The sequence below is a fragment of the Jeongeupia naejangsanensis genome (assembly GCF_016865585.1).
GTDB classification, from domain to species: domain Bacteria; phylum Pseudomonadota; class Gammaproteobacteria; order Burkholderiales; family Chitinibacteraceae; genus Jeongeupia; species Jeongeupia naejangsanensis.
Genome location: NZ_JAESND010000011.1, coordinates 39,556 through 60,014, shown reverse-complemented (window position 1 = coordinate 60,014; position 20,459 = coordinate 39,556). Strand labels below are relative to the sequence as shown.

The following is a 20,459-nucleotide window of genomic DNA, read 5'->3' as shown; positions in this document are numbered from 1 at the left end:
TCTTACCTTTTAAACTTCTGTTACCACCGATTTTTCCACATCCGGCGTCCCTTGGGAACGCCCCCGACATCGCGAAGCATCGCCCGGCAAGCAAACTCTGCGCCTGCCGGCATTCGTCACTCAAAAACCGGAGATGGGTTTATCCCAGTATCAGACGAAAAGCTTGCGGTCGTTGTGCGGATTCAGCCGCGCCAGATCGGCGACGAACTCGCCGAACTCGAGGCCGTAAGTCGCTTCGAGTCCGGCTGCACGCTGCGCCAGCTGCTCCCAGCGCGGCTCGCCCAGCCCCTTCCTGAAGCCGAAGGCGATCACGTTGCCTTTCTGCCGGGCCGGCAGCAGCAGCAAATGTCCGTCGAAGACATCGGACAGCCGCTCGCAGTACTGCTGGAAGCGCTTGTCGGAGCCCCACAGATTGACCGCCAGCACGCCGTCGTCGGCCAGCCGGTCGCGGCAGGCGGCAAAAAACTCGGTTGTCGCCAGCGGCGGCGCGATCCCGGTCGCCGAATACGCGTCCATGACGATGAAATCGCAATTGCCCTCGTCCATGCCGACGAGGTGGGCCGCGCCGTCGCCGGCGATCACCTCGAGCCGTTCGTCATCGGCGGGCAGGCCGAACATCGACCGCGCGACCGCAATCACCTGCGGATGAAGCTCAACGCAGGTGATCCGGGTACCGGGCAGCCTGGCATGCGCCCACTTGGCGATCGAGCCGCCACCGAGGCCGATCAGCAGCATGGTTTTCGGCACCGGCACGAACAGCAGCGCACCGAACACGCAGCGCGAGTACGCCAGTACCAGTTCGAGCGGATCACTGATCCGCATCGCGCTCTGGGTATCGTCGTGACCGAAGTGCAGCTTGCGGACGCCGAACTCTTCGGAGATGTCGATGACCAGATCGTCGTCAGGCCGGCTGGAAAAACGCTTGGAGCGGAACAGCATCAATGGTCCCCGCAGCCGCCAGCATCGGCCGGCTTGCTGGCGAGGATGTTGATGGTGTTCGGCTCGCTGAAGGTCTCGCGATCGAAGGCCTTGTCTCCGTCGGCACGCGCAACGCCGTCGGCTTTCGCGCCGACGAAGTTGTACAGTTTCGGGTCGGCCAGATGGCTCGGCACGACGTTCTGCAGCGCGCGGAACATCGACTCGATCCGGCCCGGAAAGCGCTTGTCCCAGTCTTCGATCATCTCGCCGACCACTGCACGCTGCAGGTTCGGCTGCGAGCCGCAGAGGTTGCACGGAATGATCGGGAAACCCTTGGCCTCGGAATAACGGACGATATCCTTCTCGCGGCAGTACGCCAGCGGCCGGATCACCACGTGCTTGCCGTCGTCGGATACCAGCTTCGGCGGCATCGCCTTGAGCTTGCCGCCGTAGAACATGTTCAGGAACAGCGTTTCGAGGATGTCCTCGCGGTGGTGGCCCAGCGCGATCTTGGTCGCGCCCAGCTCGTCGGCCACGCGGTAGAGGATGCCGCGACGCAGGCGCGAGCACAGGCTGCAGGTCGTCTTGCCCTCGGGGACCAGCTTCTTGACGATCGAGTAGGTGTCTTCCTCGATGATGCGGTAATCGACGCCAGCGCTTTTCAGGTAGTCGGGCAGCACGTGTTCGGGGAAGCCCGGCTGCTTCTGGTCGAGGTTGACCGCGACGATCGAAAAATCGATCGGTGCCGATTTCTGCAGCCCGAGCAGGATGTCGAGCATCGTGTAGCTGTCCTTGCCACCCGACAGACAGACCATGATCTTGTCACCCGGCTCGATCATGTTGAAATCGTTGATCGCGTCGCCGACGGCGTGGCGCAGCCACTTGGTCAGCTTGTTGACGTTGAGCTGGGCCTTCTTTTCGGCGTCGGCCACGGCAGTGGCTTCGGTGCTGGTGTGCTGGGTCATGATCCGAATGCCGACGGGGCGCATCGCGCCCCGTCGTAGATGATTGAATTGACGGCGATTTTACCGCACTCCGCCGCCTGCTGCGAGCGGGTGCGCCGTGCAATGCCGCCGCCCGGCCGGCTCAGCCGCCCGGCAGCGGCTTCTTCATGAAGAAGTAGCGATGCCCGGGCGGATAGTCGTCGAGCTCGCCGAACACCGTATAGCCCTGCTTTTCGTAGAAGCCGCGCGCCTGGAAACTCGCCGTCTCCAGCCGGGCCAGACGGATGCCGGCCGTGCGGGCGTGGTCCTCCAGCGCCCGCATTACCCGGCCGCCCAGCCCCTGATGGCGGCGGGCATCGTCGACCCAAACGTTTTCGACGATCAGGCAATCCAGCCCGTAGTAACCCGTCGCGCCGGCAATCAGCCGCCCCTCGTCATCGCGGATCACCGCGCTGACCGGGGCAAACGAGTAAGAACCGAGCACCGCCTCGTTGAACGCACGCAAGGTGGTCGCGATTTCGTCCGCTACCGCCTGCCGGTGTGCGTCGCCACTGAGTAGCTCGACTTCGCTGCCCATGAAGGCCTCACTTTTCCAAACCAGCCATGAAGCCACAAGCGGCCCGACATGCCAATCGCATCGTGCTGCAGCAGTCGTGACGGCCCAGCCCTTACAACACCACGCTGCGTCCGCCGTCGACCGGCAACACCACTCCGGTCAGGTACGGCGCGTCGAGCAGGAAGGCGATCGCCTGCGCCAGATCATCCGGCGTACCGGTACGCCCCAGCGGAATCGTGCCCAGGATGCGCTCGCGCTCGGCCGCATCGAACACGTCGGCACCGTCGGGCCACAGATTGGCACCGGGCGCGACGGCGTTGACGCGCACCTTCGGCGCCAGCTCGCGCGCCAGCCCGCGCGTCATCGCCACCAGACCGGCCTTGGCCACCGTGTACAGCATCAGGCCCGGATACGGGCGGTCGGCATGGATGTCGGCGATGCTGACGATGCAGCCGCCGGTTTCGGCCAGCGCCGGCACCGCCGCCTGCGCCAGAAACAGCGGCGCCTTCAGGTTGGAGCCAACCAGCTCGTCCCACGCCGACTCGGAAAACTCGCCGACCGGCGTCGGATAGAACGCCGACGCGTTGTTGACCAGCGCATCGAGCCGGCCGAAAGCGGCGAGCGCGGCAGCGACCAGTTCGGGCAGGCGGGCGGTCTCCAGCAGGTCGAGCTGGACCGTCACCGCCGACGCAGGCCGCACGGCGTTCAGCTCGCTCGCCAAAGCCGTGGCAGCACCGCCGTTGCTGCGGTAGTGGATCACCACCCGCCAGCCGCGCGCATGCAGGTACCGCGCCAGACCGGCGCCAACGCGCCTGGCTGCACCGGTGATCAGCGCCACCTTGTCGTGATTCATCCCTTCCCCTTTGTCATCCTGCTGCGTGCGGCCTCGTGGCCGCAGCCAGTACAATCTGCGTTTCGTCAGGAATTCTGCTGTCGCCATGACTACACCGCAACTGCCCGCGCCCGGCGCGGACGCCGCAGCCGCCAGCGCGGCGCTGGTCGAACGGATCCGTGCCGCGATCGATGCCGCCGGTGGCTGGATCCCGTTCGCCGACTACATGCGGCTGGCGCTGTACAGCCCCGGTCTGGGTTATTACTCGGGTGGCGCGGCCAAATTCGGCGCCGAAGGCGATTTCACCACCGCGCCCGAACTGTCCCCGCTGTTCGGCGCCTGCATTGCCGACACGGCCGCCGCCGTGCTCGCGACGCTGGCGGCACAGGGCCAGACCGGCGACGTGATCGAATTCGGCGCCGGCACCGGCCGGCTTGCGGCCCAGCTGCTGCTCGGTCTCGAGCGCACCGGCCAGCTGCCGACACGCTACTGCATCGTCGACCTTTCAGGCGAATTGCGTGAACGCCAGCGCGCGACGATTGCCGCCGCCGCGCCACACCTGCTCGACCGCGTCGTCTGGCTCGATACATTGCCGGACTCGTTCAGCGGCTTTGTCGTCGGCAATGAAGTGCTCGACGCGATGCCGTGCGCTCTCGTCCACCGTGATGATGCCGGCCAGCTGCACGAGCGCGGTGTCGTCTGGCGGAACGGTGCACTGGACTGGCAGGATCGTCCGCTCAACGCCGGCCCGCAGCACGCGCTCGCCACGGCGCTGAACCTGCCTGCCGGCTACACCACCGAGATCCAGCCGGAGATGCACGCCTTCGTCGCCAGCGTCGCCGGCATGCTCGCCACCGGCGCCGTGCTGTGGCTCGACTACGGCTTCGCCCATGCAGAGTACTACCACCCGGAACGGCACATGGGCACGCTGATCGGCCACTACCGCCACCACACCGTGCATGACCCGTTCTTCCACCCCGGCCTAACCGACCTGACCTGCCATGTCGATTTTTCCGCCGTCTACCGCGAAGCCGACGCCGCCGGCCTGTCGCTCGAAGGCTACGCCCCGCAGGCGCAATACCTGCTCGACGCCGGCCTGCTGGACAAGCTCGCCGAACTCGGCACCGATCACCCGGCCTATCTGGCGCAAGTTGCCGCAGTCCAGAAACTCACCAGCCCGGCCGAAATGGGCGACCTGTTCAAGGCCATCGCCTTCAGCAAGGCGCTCGAACTCGACGCACTGCTGCCGGGCTTTGGCGGCCGGGACGATTCGCACAAGCTATAAACGCTTGACACCGGGGGCGAATCCAGACAATATGCCGTCCTCTTGGCTATGTAGCTCAGTCGGTTAGAGCACAGCACTCATAATGCTGGGGTCGCAGGTTCGAGTCCCGCCATAGCCACCAGATCCGCGCGAAAGCGCAGCAGAAAAGCCGTTGATTCCGGAACGAAAGTTCAAGAATCAGCGGCTTTTTTGCGTTCTGCGCGTCAAGCGCCGGTGTGACGGGCGCGCCACGCCGGCGCCCAGCGCCGCGCACCACGAATCCCGTCGGCGAATCCAGGGCGGAACGTCATGACGGGCATGCTTGACGCGGGACAGACAGCGCTGTTTTTGGTCATTTCACCAAAGAAATCAGAAATAATTCTCATTTATAATATCGAACCCGATCAGGCCATCCCGCCTGTCGCCGCTGCAAGCGCCCCGCTGCCAGACCTTGCCGTTCAGCGCGCCACTTGCCCGCTTTTGTCCCTTCCGCCCGACCCGACGATGTGCCAATGGAACTGCTTCTTCTCGTCTACCGCCACTACCGCTGGCCCTTCCTCGCCGTCACGCTGCTGAGCGTACTCAGCGCCCTGCTCGGCATCGGCGTCATCGCCTTCATCAACGACCACCTGATCACCATGACCGGTGCGCCGCTGCCTGTGCTCGGCCAGTTGCTCGGGCTGATCGTCCTGCTGCTGGTGGTCACGCTCGGCGCGCAGCTGGCGCTGACGACGCTGGGCCATCACTTCGTTCATGCCTTGCGCGGCCGGCTGCTCAAACAGTTACTCGATACGCCGCCGCTGCGGCTGCACCAGATCGGTCAGGGGCCGCTGCTCGCGTCCTTGTCGAGCGACATCGGCCACATCACCTACGCCTTCGTGCGCCTGCCCGAGCTGGTGCAGGGCGTGGTCCTGACGCTGGGCGCCTGCGCCTACCTGGCCTGGCTGTCACCGTCGCTGCTGGGCGCCACCACGGTGTGGGTCGGTGCGACGATGCTGGTCGGCTGGCTGCTGGTGCGGCACGTCTACCGCCATCTGGGACTGATGCGCCAGGCCGAAGACCGCCTCTACCACGACTACCAGTCGATGATCTCGGGCAGCCGCGAGCTGATGCTCAACCGCCAGCGCGCGCTGGCGCTGTTCGACGAGCAGTACCAGCCCAACGCGAACGATTACCGCCACCACATCATCCGCGCCGACACCTTCCACCTGAGCGCGCTGAACTGGACCAACATCATGATGCTCGGCGCGATCGGGCTGGTGTTCTTCCTCGCCAACGGCCTCGGCTGGGCCGACACCAATGTCGCCGCGACCTACGCACTGACGCTGCTGTTCCTGCGCACGCCGCTGCTGCAGGGCATCGGCGCGCTGCCGACGCTGCTGGCCGCGCAGGTCGCGTTCGACAAGCTGCGCGCGCTCGACCTCGAACCGCACGAACCGGCATTCGTCCAGCCGGCGCCCCGGCCATGGCAGACGCTGACGCTCGAAGGCGTCAGCTTCACCTATCCGGGCGGGAATTTCGGCGTCGGCCCGCTCGACCTGACGATCCATCGCGGGGAACAACTGTTCCTGATCGGCGGCAACGGCTCGGGCAAGTCGACGCTGGCGATGCTGCTGACCGGCCTTTACCAGCCCGACGGCGGACGGTTGCTGCTCGACGGCGAGCCGCTGGACGATCCGCACGAATGGCGCCGGCTGTTCTCGGCGATCTTCACCGACTTCCACCTGTTCGACCGGCTGCTCGGCCCCGGTGGCGTCGACGAAGCCGAACTGAGCGAGTGGGTCGACCGGCTCGACATCGGCCACAAATTGCAGCGCGACGGCGACCGGCTGACCGATCTCGACCTGTCGCAAGGGCAGCGCAAGCGCGTGGCCTTGCTGCTGGCGATCGCCGAGCGGCGCGATTTCGTGCTGTTCGACGAATGGGCCGCCGATCAGGATCCGCAATTCCGGCGGATTTTCTACCGGGTGCTGCTGCCGCGACTGCGCGAGATGGGCAAGACGGTGCTGGCGATCAGCCACGACGACCATTACTTCCCGCTTGCCGACCGCCTGCTCGAGATGCGTGCCGGCAGGCTGCGCGAACTGACCGGCGCCGAGCGCCAGCACGTCAGTGCCGACGTCGTCGCCCGCCTCGATACCGTGCCGGGAGTTGCCGATGTTTGAGCTGCACGACGTTGCCTTCACGGTCGAGCGCCGGGCGCTGTTGCGCCCGACCAGCCTGCGCTTCGATGAAGGACAGGTCTGCGGGCTGATCGGCCACAACGGCTCGGGCAAATCGACGCTGCTGAAACTACTGGCCCGCCAGCAGGCGCCGACGGCCGGCACACTGAGCCTCGACGGCAAACCGGTCGGAGAGTGGCAGAGCCAGGCCTTCGCGCGCCGGGTCGCCTACCTGCCGCAACACCTGCCGAGCGCCGAAAACCTGCTCGGCCGCGAGCTGGTCGAATTCGGCCGCTACCCGTGGCGCGGCCTGCTCGGGCGCACGCGCACCGATGACCGCGAACGGGTAGCGCGCGCGATCGAACTGACCCACACCGACGCCTTTGCCGACCGGCTGGTCGACACGCTGTCCGGTGGCGAGCGGCAGCGGGTCTGGCTGGCGATGCTGCTGGCGCAGGAAAGCCGTTTCATCCTGCTCGACGAGCCGCTGGCCGCGCTCGATCTGGCGCATCAGGTCGAGGTGATGAGTTTGATCCAGCGACTGAGCCGCGAACTCGGCCTCGGTGTCATCGTGGTGATCCACGACATCAATCTGGCCGCGCGCTACTGCGACCGGCTGATCGCGCTGCACAGCGGCGCCGTGCTGACCCAGGGCACACCGGCCGAGCTGATGAACGCCGCAACGCTCGAGGCCATTTACGGCCTGCCGATGCGCGTGATGCCGCACCCGGTCGCCGACCACGCGATCGCGATCGTCTGAAGGAGCCGCCAATGAACATGCGCCGCTGGCTGCTGGTCCTCTTCGTGCTGCTGCCACTCTCGCTGCACGCCGCCCCGCGCGTCGCGACGGTCGACTGGACCATCGCCGAGACCATGCTCGGGCTGGGCGTTGCGCCGCTGGCCGTTGGCGAAACCGCCGCCTACCGAAGCTGGGTTGGCCAGCCGGCGCTGCCGGCAACAACCGTCGACATCGGCCTGCGCACCCAGCCCAATCGCGAGCTGCTGGCCGAACTGAAACCCGACCTGATCCTCGTCTCGCCGCTGTCGGCCGGCATCGTGCCGACGCTGGCGCGCATCGCGCCGGTGCGCACGCTCCGCTTCGACGCCGGCGGCGGCGACTACTGGGCACAGCTGCGCCAGTCAACACTGGAACTCGCGACGCTGCTCGACCGGCAGGCCGCCGGCAAGGCACTGCTCGACCGGGTCGAATCCCGGCTGGCCGCGCAAGCCGCAACACTGCCCACAACCCCACCCTTGCTGCTGCTGCAGTTCATCGACGAGCGCCACGTCCGCGTCTACGGCCGCCACAGCCTGTTCGACGCGGTGCTCGCGCGACTCGGGCTGCGCAACGCTTGGCAGGCGGATACCGGCAGCTGGGGCTTTGCCACGGTCAGCATCGATCGCCTCGCCACGCTCGACAACGTCCAGACCATCGTGATCGAACCGCTGCCGGTCGGCGTCGACGCGCGACTGGCCAGGTCGGCGCTGTGGCAGAACCTGCCGATGGTGCGCCGCCATCCACCGCTGCACCTGCCAGCCGTATGGAGCTTCGGCGGCGTGCTGGCCGGCGAACGCTTCGCCGACCAGCTGAGCCTGGCTCTGCGCGGACGCCCGTAACCGATGAAGATGCTGCCCCGCTCTCCCGCCCTACCGCTGTGCGGCTTGCTGTTCGTCCTCACGCTGGGGCTGTCGATCGGCTGGCTCGACCGCCAGTTGCCGGACACCCTGTGGCTGTCCGGCCTGTTCGACCCGGACCTCGCCGATCCGCGCCAGTTGGTCGTCCACTATGCGTGGCTGCCGCGCTTGGCGCTCTGCCTGCTGGCCGGCGCGGCGCTGGGTCTGGCCGGCATGCTGCTGCAACAGGTGCTGCGCAACCCGCTGGCTTCGCCGACGACGCTCGGCGCCACCTCGGGCGCCCAGCTGGCGCTGCTGCTCGCCACGCTGTTCGCCCCGTCGCTGCTCGCCGGCCGCGAATGGGTGGCGCTGTTCGGCGCCGGCGCAGCGCTGGGGCTGGTCTACGCACTCACCTGGCGTCGCCCGCTGTCGCCGCTGGCAACCATCTTCGCCGGGCTGGTGGTCAACCTCTATCTCGGCGCCATCGGCAGCGCCTTGCTGCTGTCCAACCCGGAAGCGCTCAAGGGCATGCTGGTCTGGGGCGGCGGCGCGCTGGCGCAGGACGGCTGGGACGGTGTGCAGCGACTGCTGATCCATCTCGTGCCGGCAACGCTGCTGCTGCCGCTGCTGACGCGCCCTCTGGCTGTACTCGACCTCGACGAAGCCAGCGCGCGCAGCCTCGGCCTGCCGCTGCGCCATTTGCGACTGCTGACGCTGACGCTGGCCGTGTTCGTCACCGCCTGCGTCGTCAGCGTCGCCGGCGTGATCGGCTTCATCGGTCTGGCGGCGCCCAGTCTGGTTCGGCTGCTCGGGGTCCGTACGCTGGGGCGACGGCTGTTCTGGGCGGCCGCGCTCGGCGGTCTGCTGCTGAGCGCGACCGACGCGCTGCTGCAATTCGTGGCCGACGGCGGCGGGATGCTGCTGCCGACCGGCGCGATGACCGCACTGCTCGGTGCGCCGCTGCTGCTGTGGCTGATTCCGCGTCTGGCACCGAAGAAGTCGATGCCGGGCGCATCCGGCAGCGGCCTGACGATGCGGCGGCATCCGCGACCGCGTCGGCTGCTGACGACCCTGGTGCTCGTGCTGCTGATCGCACTGCCGCTGGCGCTGTTCGTCGGTCAGGGCAGCGACGGCTGGCGCTGGGCCGGCGGCGAATTGTGGACGATCCAGCTGAGCTGGCGCCTGCCACGACTCGGCGCAGCCGCGGCGGTCGGACTCTTGCTGGGGCTCGCCGGCACGGTGCTGCAGCGCATCGGCCAAAATCCGATGGCCAGCCCCGAGCTGCTCGGCGTCAGCGGCGGTACCGTCGTCGGCCTGCTGCTGGCCGGGCTGTTGCTGCCTGCGGCGCCGTTGCCGCTGCTGCTGACCGCCGGCGTGCTTGGCGCGGTGCTGACGCTGGCGTTGCTGCTCGGCATCAATCGCCGCAGCGGCTTCCAGCCCGAACGTGTGCTGCTGTCCGGCGTTGCGATCACCGCGCTGCTCGAACCGCTGCAAAGCCTGGCGCTGGCCAACGGCGACCCGCGGGTGCAGCAGCTGCTGACCTGGCTGTCGGGGTCGACCTACCACGTCACGCCAACCGTGACCGTCGCGCTGTTGCTGCTGGCCGTCGTTGCGCTCGGCGTCTCGGTGCTGCTGGGGCGCTGGCTCGACCTGCTGCCGCTCGGCCAGGCTGCCGCCGGCGCGCTCGGCGTCGATACCCGTCGCGCGCAGCGCTGGCTGCTGTTGCTGGTGGCGCTGCTGAGCGCGGCGGCGACGCTGGTGATCGGCCCGGTGTCCTTCGTCGGCCTGCTCGCGCCGCATCTGGCAAGGCTGCTGGGACTGGTCCGCGCCCGCGCACAGCTGATCGGCGCCGGCCTGTGCGGCGCACTGCTGATGCTGGTGGCCGACTGGGTCGGCCAGCAACTGCTGTTCCCGCAGGAGCTGCCCGCCGGGCTGGTCGCGACGCTGCTCGGCGGCGCCTACTTCATGTGGAATCTGCGCCGGTTGTAAACGCTGGTTGAAAGCGTCTTCCGGCGCAATCTGCCTCGGCGCGGCGACGATACGGCAGCACGTTCCACCGCACTCGCCGCCAAGTTGTACATCACAACTAGTGTGGCTTTTTGCCAAGCGTAAATCCTGCCACCGAAGCCCTTCCCGCGCTCGCTACACTGGCCGCCCTTTTTTCCGAGCAGCCGCGAGCCCCCGCATGAAAAACATCCTTTTTGCCGCCACCCTTGGCGCCCTTGTCATCAGCGCCGGTGCATCCGCTTCGGATGTCTCGATGGTCGCGGGCGAGGACTACGTCGCCGCATCGGCAAGCGTCAACAGCGGCGGCCTCGGCTTCACCGCGGACTGGACCCACAACGACGACGAAGGCGATGTCGGCGGCGTTGGCCTCGGCCTCGGCGTGCCGCTCGGCAATGCACTGCTCACCTTCGGCGGCAAGCTGGTGTACATCGACGTCAAATCGGCCGATACCGGCGTCGCCGGCGCACTGGGCGCCGGCCTCAGCATCCCGCTCGGCAGCCGGGTGGTGTTGTACGGCGAGGGGTATTACTCGCCCGACTCGCTGTCCAGCGGCATCCGCTCGTACACCGAAGCCAAGGCCGGTGTGCGCTTCAAGATCACGCCAGCGATCGGTGCCGACCTCGGCTACAAGTACCTCAATGTCGACCTGAAGGACGGCCGACCGTCCCGCGACCTCGCAGATGGCGTCTACGCCGGCGTGAACTTCAGCTTCTGAAACGTTCCGGTTTGGTTGTGGGCCTGCAACGGTCTACGCTGAATACACACACAATTATCTGGAGATGACCATCATGGGCTGGATTATCGCAATCATCGTTGGCGCCCTGATCGGCTGGCTCGCCAGCAAGGTCATGGGCACCGACTCCCAGCAGGGATCGATCGCCAACATCATCGTCGGCATCGTCGGCTCCTCGCTGGGCCGCTGGGTGTTCGGTGACCTGCTCGGCATCGGCGCGGCGCAGGCTGCCGGCGGCTTCTCGCTGGCCGGTCTGGCCTTCGGCATTCTCGGTGCAGTGGTACTGATCTGGCTGCTCAAGCTGGTGGGCTTCTTCAAGTAAGCCCCTGCCACCCTGCCAACGAAGCCAGCCATGAGCGACGTACTGCCCTTCCCCGGGCACGAGCCGCGCCACCGGCTCAAGGTCCAGATCACCATCGAACTCGAGCTCACCGCGGCACAGGATGCTGCGGGACTCGAGGACGAACTGACCGATCTGGACTACACGCTGGCCTTTGTCGACGCCCATTACACCGATGACGAATCGGTGTTTACCTGCAAGGTGCGCGTCGTCGAACACGGCTAGTGCAACGGCTGTCGGCCGGAGGCGGTTTTAAGGCCGCTCTCGCGGCCGACCTGCTTTCAGATCAAGCACTTGCTTGATACCATACCCGGTTTACATCCCGCCGGTTGCCCCATGCGCCTCGCTGCCTTGCTGCTCGTCGCCGTCGCCAGTTCAGCCTTTGCCCAGCGCATCCTGCCCCCGAGCGGCCAGCTCGGCGAGCTCGAAGCCTATTCGCCGATGCAGAGCGTCAGGATCGACGGCGAGGTCTACCGCACTGCGCCGGGCCTGCGCATCTACAACGCCACCGGCGCATTGCTGACTCCGCAGCAGATCGTGCAGATGCCCAAGGATGCAAAGATCTGGTACCAGATCGAACGCAGCACCGGCTTTGCCTGGCGCATCTGGTTCCTGGGCGACGAGGAATACGCCAACCTCAAGCAACGCTATGAAAAGCCGAGCTTCTTCACCGCCACCGAACCCCAGTTAAGAACGCAAGAATGAGCAAGAAAGTATTCATCAAGACCTTCGGCTGCCAGATGAACGAGTACGACTCGGACAAGATGGTGGACCTGCTGAACGCCACCGACGGCCTGACCAAGACCGACACGCCGGAAGACGCCGACGTCATCCTGTTCAACACCTGTAGCGTGCGCGAAAAGGCGCAGGAAAAGGTGTTCTCGGACCTTGGCCGGATCAAGGAGCTCAAGCTCAAGAACCCGAACCTCGTCATCGGCGTCGGCGGCTGTGTCGCGTCGCAGGAAGGCGAGGAAATCGTCAAGCGCGCGCCCTATGTCGATGTCGTCTTCGGCCCGCAGACACTGCACCGGCTGCCCGAGCTGATCGCACAGAAGCGCGCAACCGGCACCAGCCAGGTCGACATCAGCTTCCCCGAGATCGAGAAGTTCGACCACCTGCCGCCCGCACAGGTCGACGGCGCCACGGCCTTTGTGTCGATCATGGAAGGCTGTTCGAAGTTCTGTTCGTTCTGCATCGTGCCGTACACGCGCGGCCAGGAAGTCAGCCGCCCGTTCGAGGACGTGTTGGCCGAAGTCGCCGGGCTGGCGCAGCAGGGCGTGAAGGAAGTGACCCTGCTGGGGCAGAACGTCAACGCCTATCGCGGCAAGGTGCTGGATGGCGAGGACGACGAGATTGCCGACTTCGCCACCCTGCTCGAATACGTGCACGAAATCCCGGGCATCGAGCGCATCCGCTACACGACGAGCCACCCGCGCGAGATGACCCAGCGCATCGTCGACTGCTACCGCACGCTGCCCAAGCTGGTATCGCACCTGCACCTGCCGGTGCAGGCCGGCTCGGACCGCACGCTGGTGAACATGAAGCGCGGCTACACCACGCTCGAATACAAGAGCCTGGTGCGCAAGCTGCGCGAAGCGCGTCCGGACATCTGCCTGTCGAGCGACTTCATCGTCGGCTTCCCCGGCGAGACCGACGACGATTTCGAACGCACGATGAAACTGATCGAGGACGTGCGTTTCGACGCCAGCTTCAGCTTCATCTACAGCATGCGCCCGGGCACCCCGGCCGCCGACCTGCCCGATGACGTGCCGCAGGACGTGAAAACCAAACGGCTGATGCGCCTGCAGGCCCGCATCGAAGAACTGGCGCAGGAAGTGAACCAGGCCATGGTCGGCACCGTGCAGCGTGTACTGATCGAGGGGATTTCGAAGAAGGACCCGAACGAGCTGGCCGGCCGCACCGACAACAACCGCATCGTCAATTTCGTCGGACATCCGCGGCTGATCGGCCAGTTTGCCGAGGTCTACGTGACCAAGTCGTTCTCGCACAGCCTCAAGGGCGAGATCGTCACGCACGAGTCGGTCGCCATCTGATCGATACGCTGATCGAAGTCAGCACCGGTGCAGGCTATGCTGCAGGCAGTCTCCAGAGTGGAGTATCGTCATGCACATCCGGCTCTGCACGGTGCGCTTTCTCAAGCGCCATCCGCTGGCCACGCTGGCACTGATGGCGTTCAGTTTCATCGGTTTCGGTGCGGTGTCGGTCAACCTGCTCATGCTGCTGTCGGCCAATATCCGGCTGTTGTGGCAGCACGGCTGGCTGGCGGCGATGAACGGCGCGATCGAACAGCTGATCGAACTGTTGCTCCACGGCGTGCTGGCACTGCTGCTCTACCTTGTTTTCAAACTGTGCGAGAAACTGCTGGTCGAACGTCTCAGCAACACCTCGGACCCCCATCCCTAGCGAGCATTGCATCCGCATGAAATTCAAACCCGAACCCCCGCTGACCGAAACCGAACTCGACGAACTCGCCGACTTTCTCGAATCGGATGCCACCGGCGACGAGTGCATGGACCTGTCGATGCTGCACGGTTTCCTGACCGCGATCCGCGTCGGCCCGCGCGAGCCCGAACCGGCGGCCTGGCTGGCGCAGGTCTGGGGTGAAGACGGCCGGGCACCGAAGTTCGCATCCGCTGCGCAGCAGACCCGGATCGAGGACCTGATCCTGCGTTACTACAACCAGCTGGGTGACGATCTGGTCGGCGACACGCCCGGGTACACGCCGCTGGTTTACGTCGACGAAACGACCGGTACCGATATCGTCCAGCAATGGTGCTACGGCTTCATGCTCGGCACGGCAATGCAGCCCGAAGCGTGGCAGCCGGCGATGGACGACGACGAAATCGCCCAGCTGCTGGCACCGATCTTCGACTGCGCCGACGACGAGGCGCGCGAAGCCATGGTCGCCGACGGCGAAAACCTCGCCGAATTCGAGCACGAACTGGCCGCCGCCTTACCGGACATCGTTCCGGTCCTGCGTGCATTCTGGCTGGCCAGACTCGAAGCCGCGGCGCCGCGTACCGGCCGTCGTCGCCACTGACATGCCGGGCTGGATCGGCTACGCGCTCGGTTCGGCCCTGTTCGCCGGCGTGGTTGCCGTGTCGGCCAAGGCCGGACTGGCGCGCGTCAGCGGTGATCTGGCACTGGCAGTCCGGACCGCGGTGATCTTCGGTCTGGTGGCCGTCCATGCCGCCGCCTTCGGCTACTGGCGCGAGGCCGAACGGCTGACCGGGCGCGACTGGGCACTGCTGCTGTTTTCCGGTGCCGCGACCATGGCGTCGTGGCTGTGTTACTACCGTGCGGTCAAGCTCGGCCCGGTGTCCGGCGTCGCGCTGATCGACAAATCCAGCGTGCTGATCACGCTGCTGCTGGCCTTCACGCTGCTCGGCGAACCGTTGAACTGGCGCATCGCGCTGGGCGCCACGCTGATGATCGCCGGTTTTCTCGTCCTGACGCTCAAGTAGCGCCGTACCGAATCAGGCCCCCTCAAGCAGGAATCCGCTTTGCATACCGACAAGATTTCCTTCCAGCCCGTCGACAACGCCCGCCTCGCCAACCTGTGCGGCGTGCTCGACGAGAACCTCAAGCAGATCGAGACCGCGCTCGACGTCAACATCGTCCGCCGCGACGCGCACTTCCGCGTTTCGGGCGAAGCGCCGCAAGTACGGACCGCGCTCGACGCGCTCGAATACTTCTACTTTCAGGCCACCGAAGCGCTCGACATCGACACGGTCCAGCTCGGCCTGATCGAGATGAGCCGCACGCCGGCCGATTTTCCGGTCGACCCGGACGCGCCGCAGCTGAAAACCCGCCGCGCAGACCTCAAGGGCCGCACCCCGGGCCAGAACCTGTACCTGAAGGCGATCCAGGAACACGACATCACCTTCGGCATCGGCCCGGCCGGCACCGGCAAGACCTATCTGGCGGTTGCCAGCGCCGTCGACGCGCTCGAGCGCGACGCGGTCAAGCGGCTGGTGCTGGTGCGGCCGGCGGTCGAGGCCGGCGAGAAACTCGGCTTCCTGCCCGGCGATCTGGTGCAGAAGGTCGACCCGTACCTTCGACCGCTGTACGACGCGCTGTACGATCTGATGGGCTTCGACAAGGTCACGCGGATGTTCGAAAAGGGCGTGATCGAGATCGCCCCGCTGGCCTTCATGCGCGGTCGCACGCTCAACCATTCGTTCGTGATTCTCGACGAGGCGCAGAACAGCTCGCCCGAACAGATGAAGATGTTCCTGACCCGGATCGGCTTCGGCTCCAAGGCCGTGATCACCGGCGACCCGACGCAGACCGACCTGCCGAAGAACCAGAAGTCCGGCCTCGTCGACGCGCAGGACGTGCTCAAGGGCGTACGCGGCATCGGCATCCATCACTTCACCAGCGCCGACGTCGTCCGCCATCCGCTGGTACAGAAAATCGTCGATGCCTACGAGCGCGCCGGCAAGCAGCGCGAGCAGGAGGCCGCACAGAAAAAGGCCGAACGCGATGCCGCCCGTGCAGCCGACAACCGCGGCGAGGGGCAGCCATGAGCCGCCGCCTGAAACTTGCGCTGCAAGTCGCCACCGACGCCGCCGGACTGCCCGGCAAGGCACAGCTGAAAACATGGATGGACGCCGCACTGCGCCCCGGCGTGAAAACGGCCGAGATCACCGTGCGCATCGTCGATGCCGAAGAGGGGCAGCAACTGAACCGCGACTATCGCGGCAAGGACTACGCAACCAATGTACTGACCTTCACCTTCGACGACGACATGCCGGCGGTCGAGGGCCTGCCGCTGTTCGGCGATCTGGTGCTGTGCGCACCGGTGGTCGAGCGCGAGGCGCAGGAACAGGGCAAAACGCTGCTTGCGCACTATTGCCATATGATCGTCCACGGCACCTTGCACCTGCAGGGTTACGATCACATCGAGGACGACGAAGCCGACGAAATGGAGGCCCTCGAGACGCAAATCGTCACAACGCTCGGGTATGATGACCCGTATCGTACCGACACGGAGTAGTAGCACATATGGACGACCCCTCGTCCCCCAGTCATAAACCCTCCTGGCTGGAACGACTGACCCATTTCCTGCTGCGGGAACCCGAAAACCGCGGCGAACTCGTAGAAATTCTCCACTCGGCCTTCGAGCGACATCTGCTCGACGCCGATGCGCTCGGCATGATCGAAGGCGTGCTCAACGTCGGCGACATGCAGGTGCGCGACGTGATGGTGCCGCGCAGCCAGATGGATGTCATCGACATCAGCCAGCCGCCGTCGGCCTTCATCCCCTTCGTCATCGAGACCGCGCACTCGCGCTTTCCGGTCATCGACGGCAACAAGGACCACGTCCTCGGCATCCTGCTCGCCAAGGATCTGCTGCGCTACTACGCCAATGACGAGGACTTCGACGTCCGCGACATGCTGCGCCCTGCGGTGTTCATTCCCGAGGCCAAGCGGCTGAACGTGCTGCTCAAGGATTTCCGCAACAACCGCAACCACATGGCCATCGTGGTCGATGAATACGGCGGCGTCGCCGGCCTCGTAACGATCGAGGACGTGATGGAGCAGATCGTCGGTGATATCGAGGACGAATACGATTACGACGAAACCGAGGACAACATCGTTGTCGACCGCCGCGGCTATTGGCGCGTCAAGGGCCTGACCGAGATCGCCGACCTCAACGAGGAAATCGGTAGCCGTTTCTCGGACGCCGAGTTCGATACCGTCGCCGGCCTCGTCACCCAGCATTTCGGCCATGTTCCCAAACGCGGCGAAGCCGTCGAGTTCGACGGGTTCCGTTTCCAGATCGTCCGCGCCGACAGCCGTCGCGTCCATTCGGTGCTGATCGAAAAGCGCACGGTCGAGACCGAGGAAGAATCCCGCTGATGTTCATTCGCAGACTTGCCGGTCTGGCATCGCTGGCCGCCCTCGGGGCGGCCAGCGTGTTTTCGTTCGCCCCGCTTTACCTCGGCCCGCTGATGCCGGTCTCGTTGGTTGCCTGGCTCTGGGCAACCGCAACGGCGCCCAATGCCCGTGCCGCAGCCCTTGCCGGCTATGTGTGGGGGCTTGGCTATTTCGTGGCCAACATCCACTGGATCTACATCAGCCTGCATACCTTTGGCGGCATGCCCGGCTGGATGGCTGCCGGCTGCACCCTGCTGCTCTCGGCCTATATGGCCCTTTTTCCGGCACTGGCCGCTTGGCTCGGCCGCAAACTGCCCAGCCCCGGATCGCTGCGCCTGCCCTTGCTGCTGCCTACGCTGTTCTGCGCCAGCGAATGGCTGCGCGGCACGCTGTTCACCGGTTTTCCGTGGGCCGAAATCGGCACATCGCAGATTCCATCGTGGCCACTGGCCGGCTACGCGCCGATCCTGGGCACGTATGGCGTCGGCTGGCTCTTGCTCGTCGGTACCGGCTTGCTGGTCGCGCAATGGCGCAGGCCAACGCGCTGGATCGCCGTTGCAACGCTGTGGCTCGCAGGCTGGGGGCTGCTGAACGTCAGCTGGACGACGCCGGTTGGCCAGCCGGTCAAGGTGAGCCTGGCGCAGAGCAATATCGCCCAGGACATGAAATGGGAGACCGCCCATTACGTCAACAATCTGCGGGTCAATCTTCAGCAGGTCCAGCAAGCCCGCGGGGACATCATCGTGCTGCCGGAAACGGCCATTCCGTCCTTCCTCGCCGACGTCCCGCCCTGGTATCTGGATACGCTGCGCGATGCAGCCGGCAAGCGGGCACTGGTGCTCGGCGTGCCGCTGCAAGGCAAAGGCGCCAGCGAGTACTACAACGGTGCGATGGTGCTGACCGACCCGAGCCAGCCGGTGTACAAGAAGCAGCATCTGGTTCCGTTCGGCGAGTTCGTTCCGGCGCCGTGGCTGTTCGGCTGGATGTACCGCTTTCTCGACATGCCGCTGTCGGGCTTTTCACGCGGCGCGGTCAAACAAGCGCCGTTCGTCATCGGGCCGACCCGGCTGGCCGCGAACATCTGCTACGAGGACGTCTTCGGCAGCGAGATCGCCCAGGCGCTGCCCGAAGCAACGATGCTGGTGAACTTCAGCAATCTGGCATGGTTTGACGGCTCGTGGGCGGCCGAACAGCAGCTGCAGATGTCGCAAGCACGCGCACTCGAGACCGGCCGCTACATGCTGCGCTCCACCAACACCGGCGCAACCGCCATCATCGATGAACGCGGTCGCGTGCTGGCGCGCCTGCCGCAACGCGAACGCACCGTACTGGAAGGCAAGGCTGTCAACCAAACCGGCTTGACACCTTACGGCCGCTGGCAAAACTCGCCGGTTTTGCTGATCTGGCTGCTGAGCTTGCTCACATTGGTCGTCGGAGGCCTCCGGCGCAAAACCAACACAAATGCTTTCTAATATAGAAAGCAAATGACTTACTTCTCAGGGCGTCCTTTGTAGCCATTCGTCCTCGGTCCAAAAGAGGTTTTTCACAAACCGTCTGACGTGCGGCAGGCCGGCTCTCCCTGCCCTTGCCGCTCGTCGTTCCAGCACCGGAATGCGCGGCGGGTAGCGCCTATTTCCTTGATTTAGCAGGGTTGCTCGCCCATTCTTTGGGACATCCAGTCAGCAATAAGCACCTGAAGTCGTACCGCAGTCCAGACCGAGGTTGACGCCGTCTCGCCACGCCGCCGTCCCGGTTCTGCAACACGCCCCGCACCAAGCAGGAGGCGTCAGGCTTACGAACTGCGTACGGACTCCAGGACAAGGGAGATCACGGTGAACTCGCGCGCCCTGCTGCTTTACAGCAGCGAGCCGGACCGCTCGCATCCGGCACCGCTGCCCGACGTCATCCAGGGCTGGCAATGGACCATTGCCACCACGCCGGCCAGCGCCCACCAGCAGATTCATCACCACAATGTTCAGGTCGGCGTCATCCATCTGGCGTCCGATACCCCGGTCCCGTTCGAGCAGCTCGAAACCCTGACCGCCAGCTATCCGCAGATCGAATGGGTCGTCGCTGCGGCTGCGGATGTGCTGACCGCCATCGACGTTGGCCGATTCATCGCCCACACCTGCTTCGACTACCACACGCTGCCCGCCGACCCGGACCGGCTCGCCCTGACCCTGGGGCACGCCTGGGGCCGCGCGCAAATGCGCGCACGCTGCCGGGATACCGCCCGCCCCGGACAGTTCGGCATGGTCGGTGAATCGTTGCCGATGCAGCGGCTGTACGCCAACCTGGAAAAAATCAGCAATAGCGATGCGCCGGTACTGGTGCAGGGCGAAAGCGGCACCGGCAAGGAGCTGGTCGCCCGGGCCATCCACCGTCATTCAGGGCGCGCCCAGCAACCCTACATTGCCGTCAATTGCGGAGCCATTCCGGTCAACCTGATCCAGTCCGAGCTGTTCGGCTACGAGAAAGGTGCGTTCACCGGCGCCAACCAGCGCAAGATCGGCCTGATCGAATCGGCCAATGGCGGCACCGTCTTTCTCGACGAGATCGGCGACCTGCCGTTCGAATCGCAAGTCATGCTGCTGCGCTTTCTGCAGGAACACTGCATCGAACGCGTCGGCGGGCACACGCCGATCAGCGTCGACGTCCGTGTCGTTGCGGCAACCCACGTCAACCTCGAACTGGCCGTTGCGGCACGCAGCTTCCGCGAAGACCTGTTCTATCGCCTCAATGTATTGCGCGTGACCGTGCCGCCGCTGCGCGAACGGCTCGACGACGTCGATCTGCTGGCCGACTGGTGCTTCGAAGTCTTCTCGAGCGAGAAGAATGCGCACGTTCAGGGCTTCAGCCTGCGCGCCAAACAGGCGATGTCGCGCTACGGCTGGCCCGGCAACGTCCGTGAACTGATCAATCGCGTACGCAGGGCCATGGTCATGAGCGAAAGCCGGCTGATCACCGCCGAAGACCTGCTGCTCGACGGGCCGGCTCTGGAAGCGTCCTGCGGCGCATCGCTTGGTCAGGCACGCGATCAGGCCGAGCGGGACCTGATCGAGCACGCCTTGCAGATCAACAAACAGAACATCACCGAGACCGCCCGACAACTCGGGCTATCGCGCTCAACGCTTTACCGTTTGATCAACAAACTAGAACTCAAACAGTAAGCCGGCCGGCAATGC

Annotated in this window: 22 protein-coding genes and 1 tRNA gene; 19 read left to right on the top strand and 4 right to left on the bottom strand. The window is 65.5% G+C overall.

Annotated elements, in window-relative coordinates; all coding sequences use genetic code 11:
* Positions 1-150: 150 nt before the first annotated feature.
* The 4 genes from JMJ54_RS17295 to JMJ54_RS17280 form a co-directional block, all read right to left on the bottom strand.
* Entirely contained in the window at positions 151-939 is a 789-nt protein-coding gene (locus tag JMJ54_RS17295; protein WP_203539809.1) for a fused MFS/spermidine synthase, read from the bottom strand.
* Entirely contained in the window at positions 939-1,883 is a 945-nt protein-coding gene (ttcA, locus tag JMJ54_RS17290) for a tRNA 2-thiocytidine(32) synthetase TtcA (protein WP_203539808.1), read from the bottom strand. Before ttcA ends, JMJ54_RS17295 begins: the two co-directional genes overlap by 1 nt.
* A 121-nt stretch (positions 1,884-2,004) precedes the next feature.
* Positions 2,005-2,439 carry a GNAT family N-acetyltransferase gene (locus JMJ54_RS17285; protein WP_203539807.1) on the bottom strand — a complete coding sequence of 145 codons (435 nt, stop codon included), beginning with the start codon at positions 2,437-2,439 and terminating at the stop codon, positions 2,005-2,007.
* 91 nt (positions 2,440-2,530) lie between these two features.
* Complete coding sequence (locus JMJ54_RS17280; RefSeq protein WP_203539806.1) at positions 2,531-3,271, bottom strand: pteridine reductase; 741 nt, start codon at positions 3,269-3,271, stop codon at positions 2,531-2,533.
* Positions 3,272-3,356: 85 nt separating this feature from the next.
* Between JMJ54_RS17280 and JMJ54_RS17275 the strand changes: the two genes are divergently transcribed.
* From JMJ54_RS17275 to JMJ54_RS17185, 19 genes are all read left to right on the top strand, one after another.
* On the top strand, positions 3,357-4,535 hold the full coding sequence (locus JMJ54_RS17275; protein ID WP_203539805.1) for a class I SAM-dependent methyltransferase: 1,179 nt from the start codon (positions 3,357-3,359) through the stop codon (positions 4,533-4,535).
* A gap of 44 nt (positions 4,536-4,579) precedes the next feature.
* A tRNA-Met gene (locus JMJ54_RS17270) sits at positions 4,580-4,656 on the top strand.
* A 370-nt stretch (positions 4,657-5,026) separates the two neighbouring features.
* Positions 5,027-6,679: a multidrug ABC transporter permease/ATP-binding protein gene (locus tag JMJ54_RS17265; protein ID WP_203539804.1), complete on the top strand. Its 1,653-nt coding sequence runs from the start codon at positions 5,027-5,029 to the stop codon at positions 6,677-6,679.
* Entirely contained in the window at positions 6,672-7,436 is a 765-nt protein-coding gene (locus JMJ54_RS17260; RefSeq protein WP_203539803.1) for an ATP-binding cassette domain-containing protein, read from the top strand. The genes JMJ54_RS17265 and JMJ54_RS17260 overlap by 8 nt, the downstream gene beginning before the upstream one ends.
* Positions 7,437-7,447: 11 nt before the next feature.
* Complete coding sequence (locus JMJ54_RS17255) at positions 7,448-8,293, top strand: ABC transporter substrate-binding protein (protein ID WP_203539802.1); 846 nt, start codon at positions 7,448-7,450, stop codon at positions 8,291-8,293.
* A 3-nt stretch (positions 8,294-8,296) separates the two neighbouring features.
* Positions 8,297-10,279: a Fe(3+)-hydroxamate ABC transporter permease FhuB gene (gene fhuB, locus JMJ54_RS17250; RefSeq protein ID WP_203539801.1), complete on the top strand. Its 1,983-nt coding sequence runs from the start codon at positions 8,297-8,299 to the stop codon at positions 10,277-10,279.
* Positions 10,280-10,475: 196 nt separating this feature from the next.
* Positions 10,476-11,012: a YfaZ family outer membrane protein gene (locus JMJ54_RS17245; RefSeq protein WP_203539800.1), complete on the top strand. Its 537-nt coding sequence runs from the start codon at positions 10,476-10,478 to the stop codon at positions 11,010-11,012.
* A 73-nt stretch (positions 11,013-11,085) separates the two neighbouring features.
* A complete protein-coding gene (locus JMJ54_RS17240) occupies positions 11,086-11,352 on the top strand; it encodes a GlsB/YeaQ/YmgE family stress response membrane protein (protein WP_203539799.1) in 267 nt (88 codons plus the stop codon).
* A 30-nt stretch (positions 11,353-11,382) separates the two neighbouring features.
* Complete coding sequence (locus JMJ54_RS17235; RefSeq protein WP_203539798.1) at positions 11,383-11,595, top strand: hypothetical protein; 213 nt, start codon at positions 11,383-11,385, stop codon at positions 11,593-11,595.
* 111 nt (positions 11,596-11,706) lie between these two features.
* Positions 11,707-12,075 (top strand): hypothetical protein, encoded by a 369-nt coding sequence (locus JMJ54_RS17230; RefSeq protein WP_203539797.1) that lies wholly within the window; start codon positions 11,707-11,709, stop codon positions 12,073-12,075.
* Positions 12,072-13,424 (top strand): tRNA (N6-isopentenyl adenosine(37)-C2)-methylthiotransferase MiaB, encoded by a 1,353-nt coding sequence (gene miaB, locus JMJ54_RS17225; protein ID WP_203539796.1) that lies wholly within the window; start codon positions 12,072-12,074, stop codon positions 13,422-13,424. Before JMJ54_RS17230 ends, miaB begins: the two co-directional genes overlap by 4 nt.
* A 70-nt stretch (positions 13,425-13,494) precedes the next feature.
* Positions 13,495-13,794: a hypothetical protein gene (locus JMJ54_RS17220; RefSeq protein WP_203539795.1), complete on the top strand. Its 300-nt coding sequence runs from the start codon at positions 13,495-13,497 to the stop codon at positions 13,792-13,794.
* A 16-nt stretch (positions 13,795-13,810) separates the two neighbouring features.
* Positions 13,811-14,431: a UPF0149 family protein gene (locus tag JMJ54_RS17215; protein ID WP_203539794.1), complete on the top strand. Its 621-nt coding sequence runs from the start codon at positions 13,811-13,813 to the stop codon at positions 14,429-14,431.
* Position 14,432: 1 nt separating this feature from the next.
* The gene (locus JMJ54_RS17210; RefSeq protein WP_203539793.1) at positions 14,433-14,855 is read left to right on the top strand and encodes an EamA family transporter; all 423 of its coding nucleotides are present in this window, start codon (positions 14,433-14,435) and stop codon (positions 14,853-14,855) included.
* Between the two features lie 39 nt (positions 14,856-14,894).
* Positions 14,895-15,920 (top strand): PhoH family protein, encoded by a 1,026-nt coding sequence (locus JMJ54_RS17205; protein WP_203539792.1) that lies wholly within the window; start codon positions 14,895-14,897, stop codon positions 15,918-15,920.
* Positions 15,917-16,390, top strand: a complete 474-nt coding sequence (gene ybeY / locus JMJ54_RS17200; RefSeq protein WP_203539791.1) for an rRNA maturation RNase YbeY — start codon at positions 15,917-15,919, stop codon at positions 16,388-16,390. The genes JMJ54_RS17205 and ybeY overlap by 4 nt, the downstream gene beginning before the upstream one ends.
* 8 nt (positions 16,391-16,398) lie before the next feature.
* Positions 16,399-17,256: a CorC family transporter gene (locus JMJ54_RS17195; RefSeq protein WP_203539790.1), complete on the top strand. Its 858-nt coding sequence runs from the start codon at positions 16,399-16,401 to the stop codon at positions 17,254-17,256.
* Positions 17,256-18,746 (top strand): apolipoprotein N-acyltransferase, encoded by a 1,491-nt coding sequence (lnt, locus tag JMJ54_RS17190; RefSeq protein WP_203539789.1) that lies wholly within the window; start codon positions 17,256-17,258, stop codon positions 18,744-18,746. Before JMJ54_RS17195 ends, lnt begins: the two co-directional genes overlap by 1 nt.
* 360 nt (positions 18,747-19,106) lie before the next feature.
* Positions 19,107-20,444 (top strand): sigma-54 dependent transcriptional regulator, encoded by a 1,338-nt coding sequence (locus tag JMJ54_RS17185; protein WP_203539788.1) that lies wholly within the window; start codon positions 19,107-19,109, stop codon positions 20,442-20,444.
* Positions 20,445-20,459: the final 15 nt, after the last annotated feature.

Bases quoted from the DNA above. Each gene is read 5' to 3' on its own strand.
- JMJ54_RS17295 (WP_203539809.1), bottom strand. From the start codon at position 939: ATGCTGTTCCGCTCCAAGCGTTTTTCCAGCCGGCCTGACGACGATCTG.
- ttcA (WP_203539808.1), bottom strand. From the start codon at position 1,883: ATGACCCAGCACACCAGCACCGAAGCCACTGCCGTGGCCGACGCCGAA.
- JMJ54_RS17285 (WP_203539807.1), bottom strand. From the start codon at position 2,439: ATGGGCAGCGAAGTCGAGCTACTCAGTGGCGACGCACACCGGCAGGCG.
- JMJ54_RS17280 (WP_203539806.1), bottom strand. From the start codon at position 3,271: ATGAATCACGACAAGGTGGCGCTGATCACCGGTGCAGCCAGGCGCGTT.
- JMJ54_RS17275 (WP_203539805.1), top strand. From the start codon at position 3,357: ATGACTACACCGCAACTGCCCGCGCCCGGCGCGGACGCCGCAGCCGCC.
- JMJ54_RS17265 (WP_203539804.1), top strand. From the start codon at position 5,027: ATGGAACTGCTTCTTCTCGTCTACCGCCACTACCGCTGGCCCTTCCTC.
- JMJ54_RS17260 (WP_203539803.1), top strand. From the start codon at position 6,672: ATGTTTGAGCTGCACGACGTTGCCTTCACGGTCGAGCGCCGGGCGCTG.
- JMJ54_RS17255 (WP_203539802.1), top strand. From the start codon at position 7,448: ATGAACATGCGCCGCTGGCTGCTGGTCCTCTTCGTGCTGCTGCCACTC.
- fhuB (WP_203539801.1), top strand. From the start codon at position 8,297: ATGAAGATGCTGCCCCGCTCTCCCGCCCTACCGCTGTGCGGCTTGCTG.
- JMJ54_RS17245 (WP_203539800.1), top strand. From the start codon at position 10,476: ATGAAAAACATCCTTTTTGCCGCCACCCTTGGCGCCCTTGTCATCAGC.
- JMJ54_RS17240 (WP_203539799.1), top strand. From the start codon at position 11,086: ATGGGCTGGATTATCGCAATCATCGTTGGCGCCCTGATCGGCTGGCTC.
- JMJ54_RS17235 (WP_203539798.1), top strand. From the start codon at position 11,383: ATGAGCGACGTACTGCCCTTCCCCGGGCACGAGCCGCGCCACCGGCTC.
- JMJ54_RS17230 (WP_203539797.1), top strand. From the start codon at position 11,707: ATGCGCCTCGCTGCCTTGCTGCTCGTCGCCGTCGCCAGTTCAGCCTTT.
- miaB (WP_203539796.1), top strand. From the start codon at position 12,072: ATGAGCAAGAAAGTATTCATCAAGACCTTCGGCTGCCAGATGAACGAG.
- JMJ54_RS17220 (WP_203539795.1), top strand. From the start codon at position 13,495: ATGCACATCCGGCTCTGCACGGTGCGCTTTCTCAAGCGCCATCCGCTG.
- JMJ54_RS17215 (WP_203539794.1), top strand. From the start codon at position 13,811: ATGAAATTCAAACCCGAACCCCCGCTGACCGAAACCGAACTCGACGAA.
- JMJ54_RS17210 (WP_203539793.1), top strand. From the start codon at position 14,433: ATGCCGGGCTGGATCGGCTACGCGCTCGGTTCGGCCCTGTTCGCCGGC.
- ybeY (WP_203539791.1), top strand. From the start codon at position 15,917: ATGAGCCGCCGCCTGAAACTTGCGCTGCAAGTCGCCACCGACGCCGCC.
- JMJ54_RS17195 (WP_203539790.1), top strand. From the start codon at position 16,399: ATGGACGACCCCTCGTCCCCCAGTCATAAACCCTCCTGGCTGGAACGA.
- lnt (WP_203539789.1), top strand. From the start codon at position 17,256: ATGTTCATTCGCAGACTTGCCGGTCTGGCATCGCTGGCCGCCCTCGGG.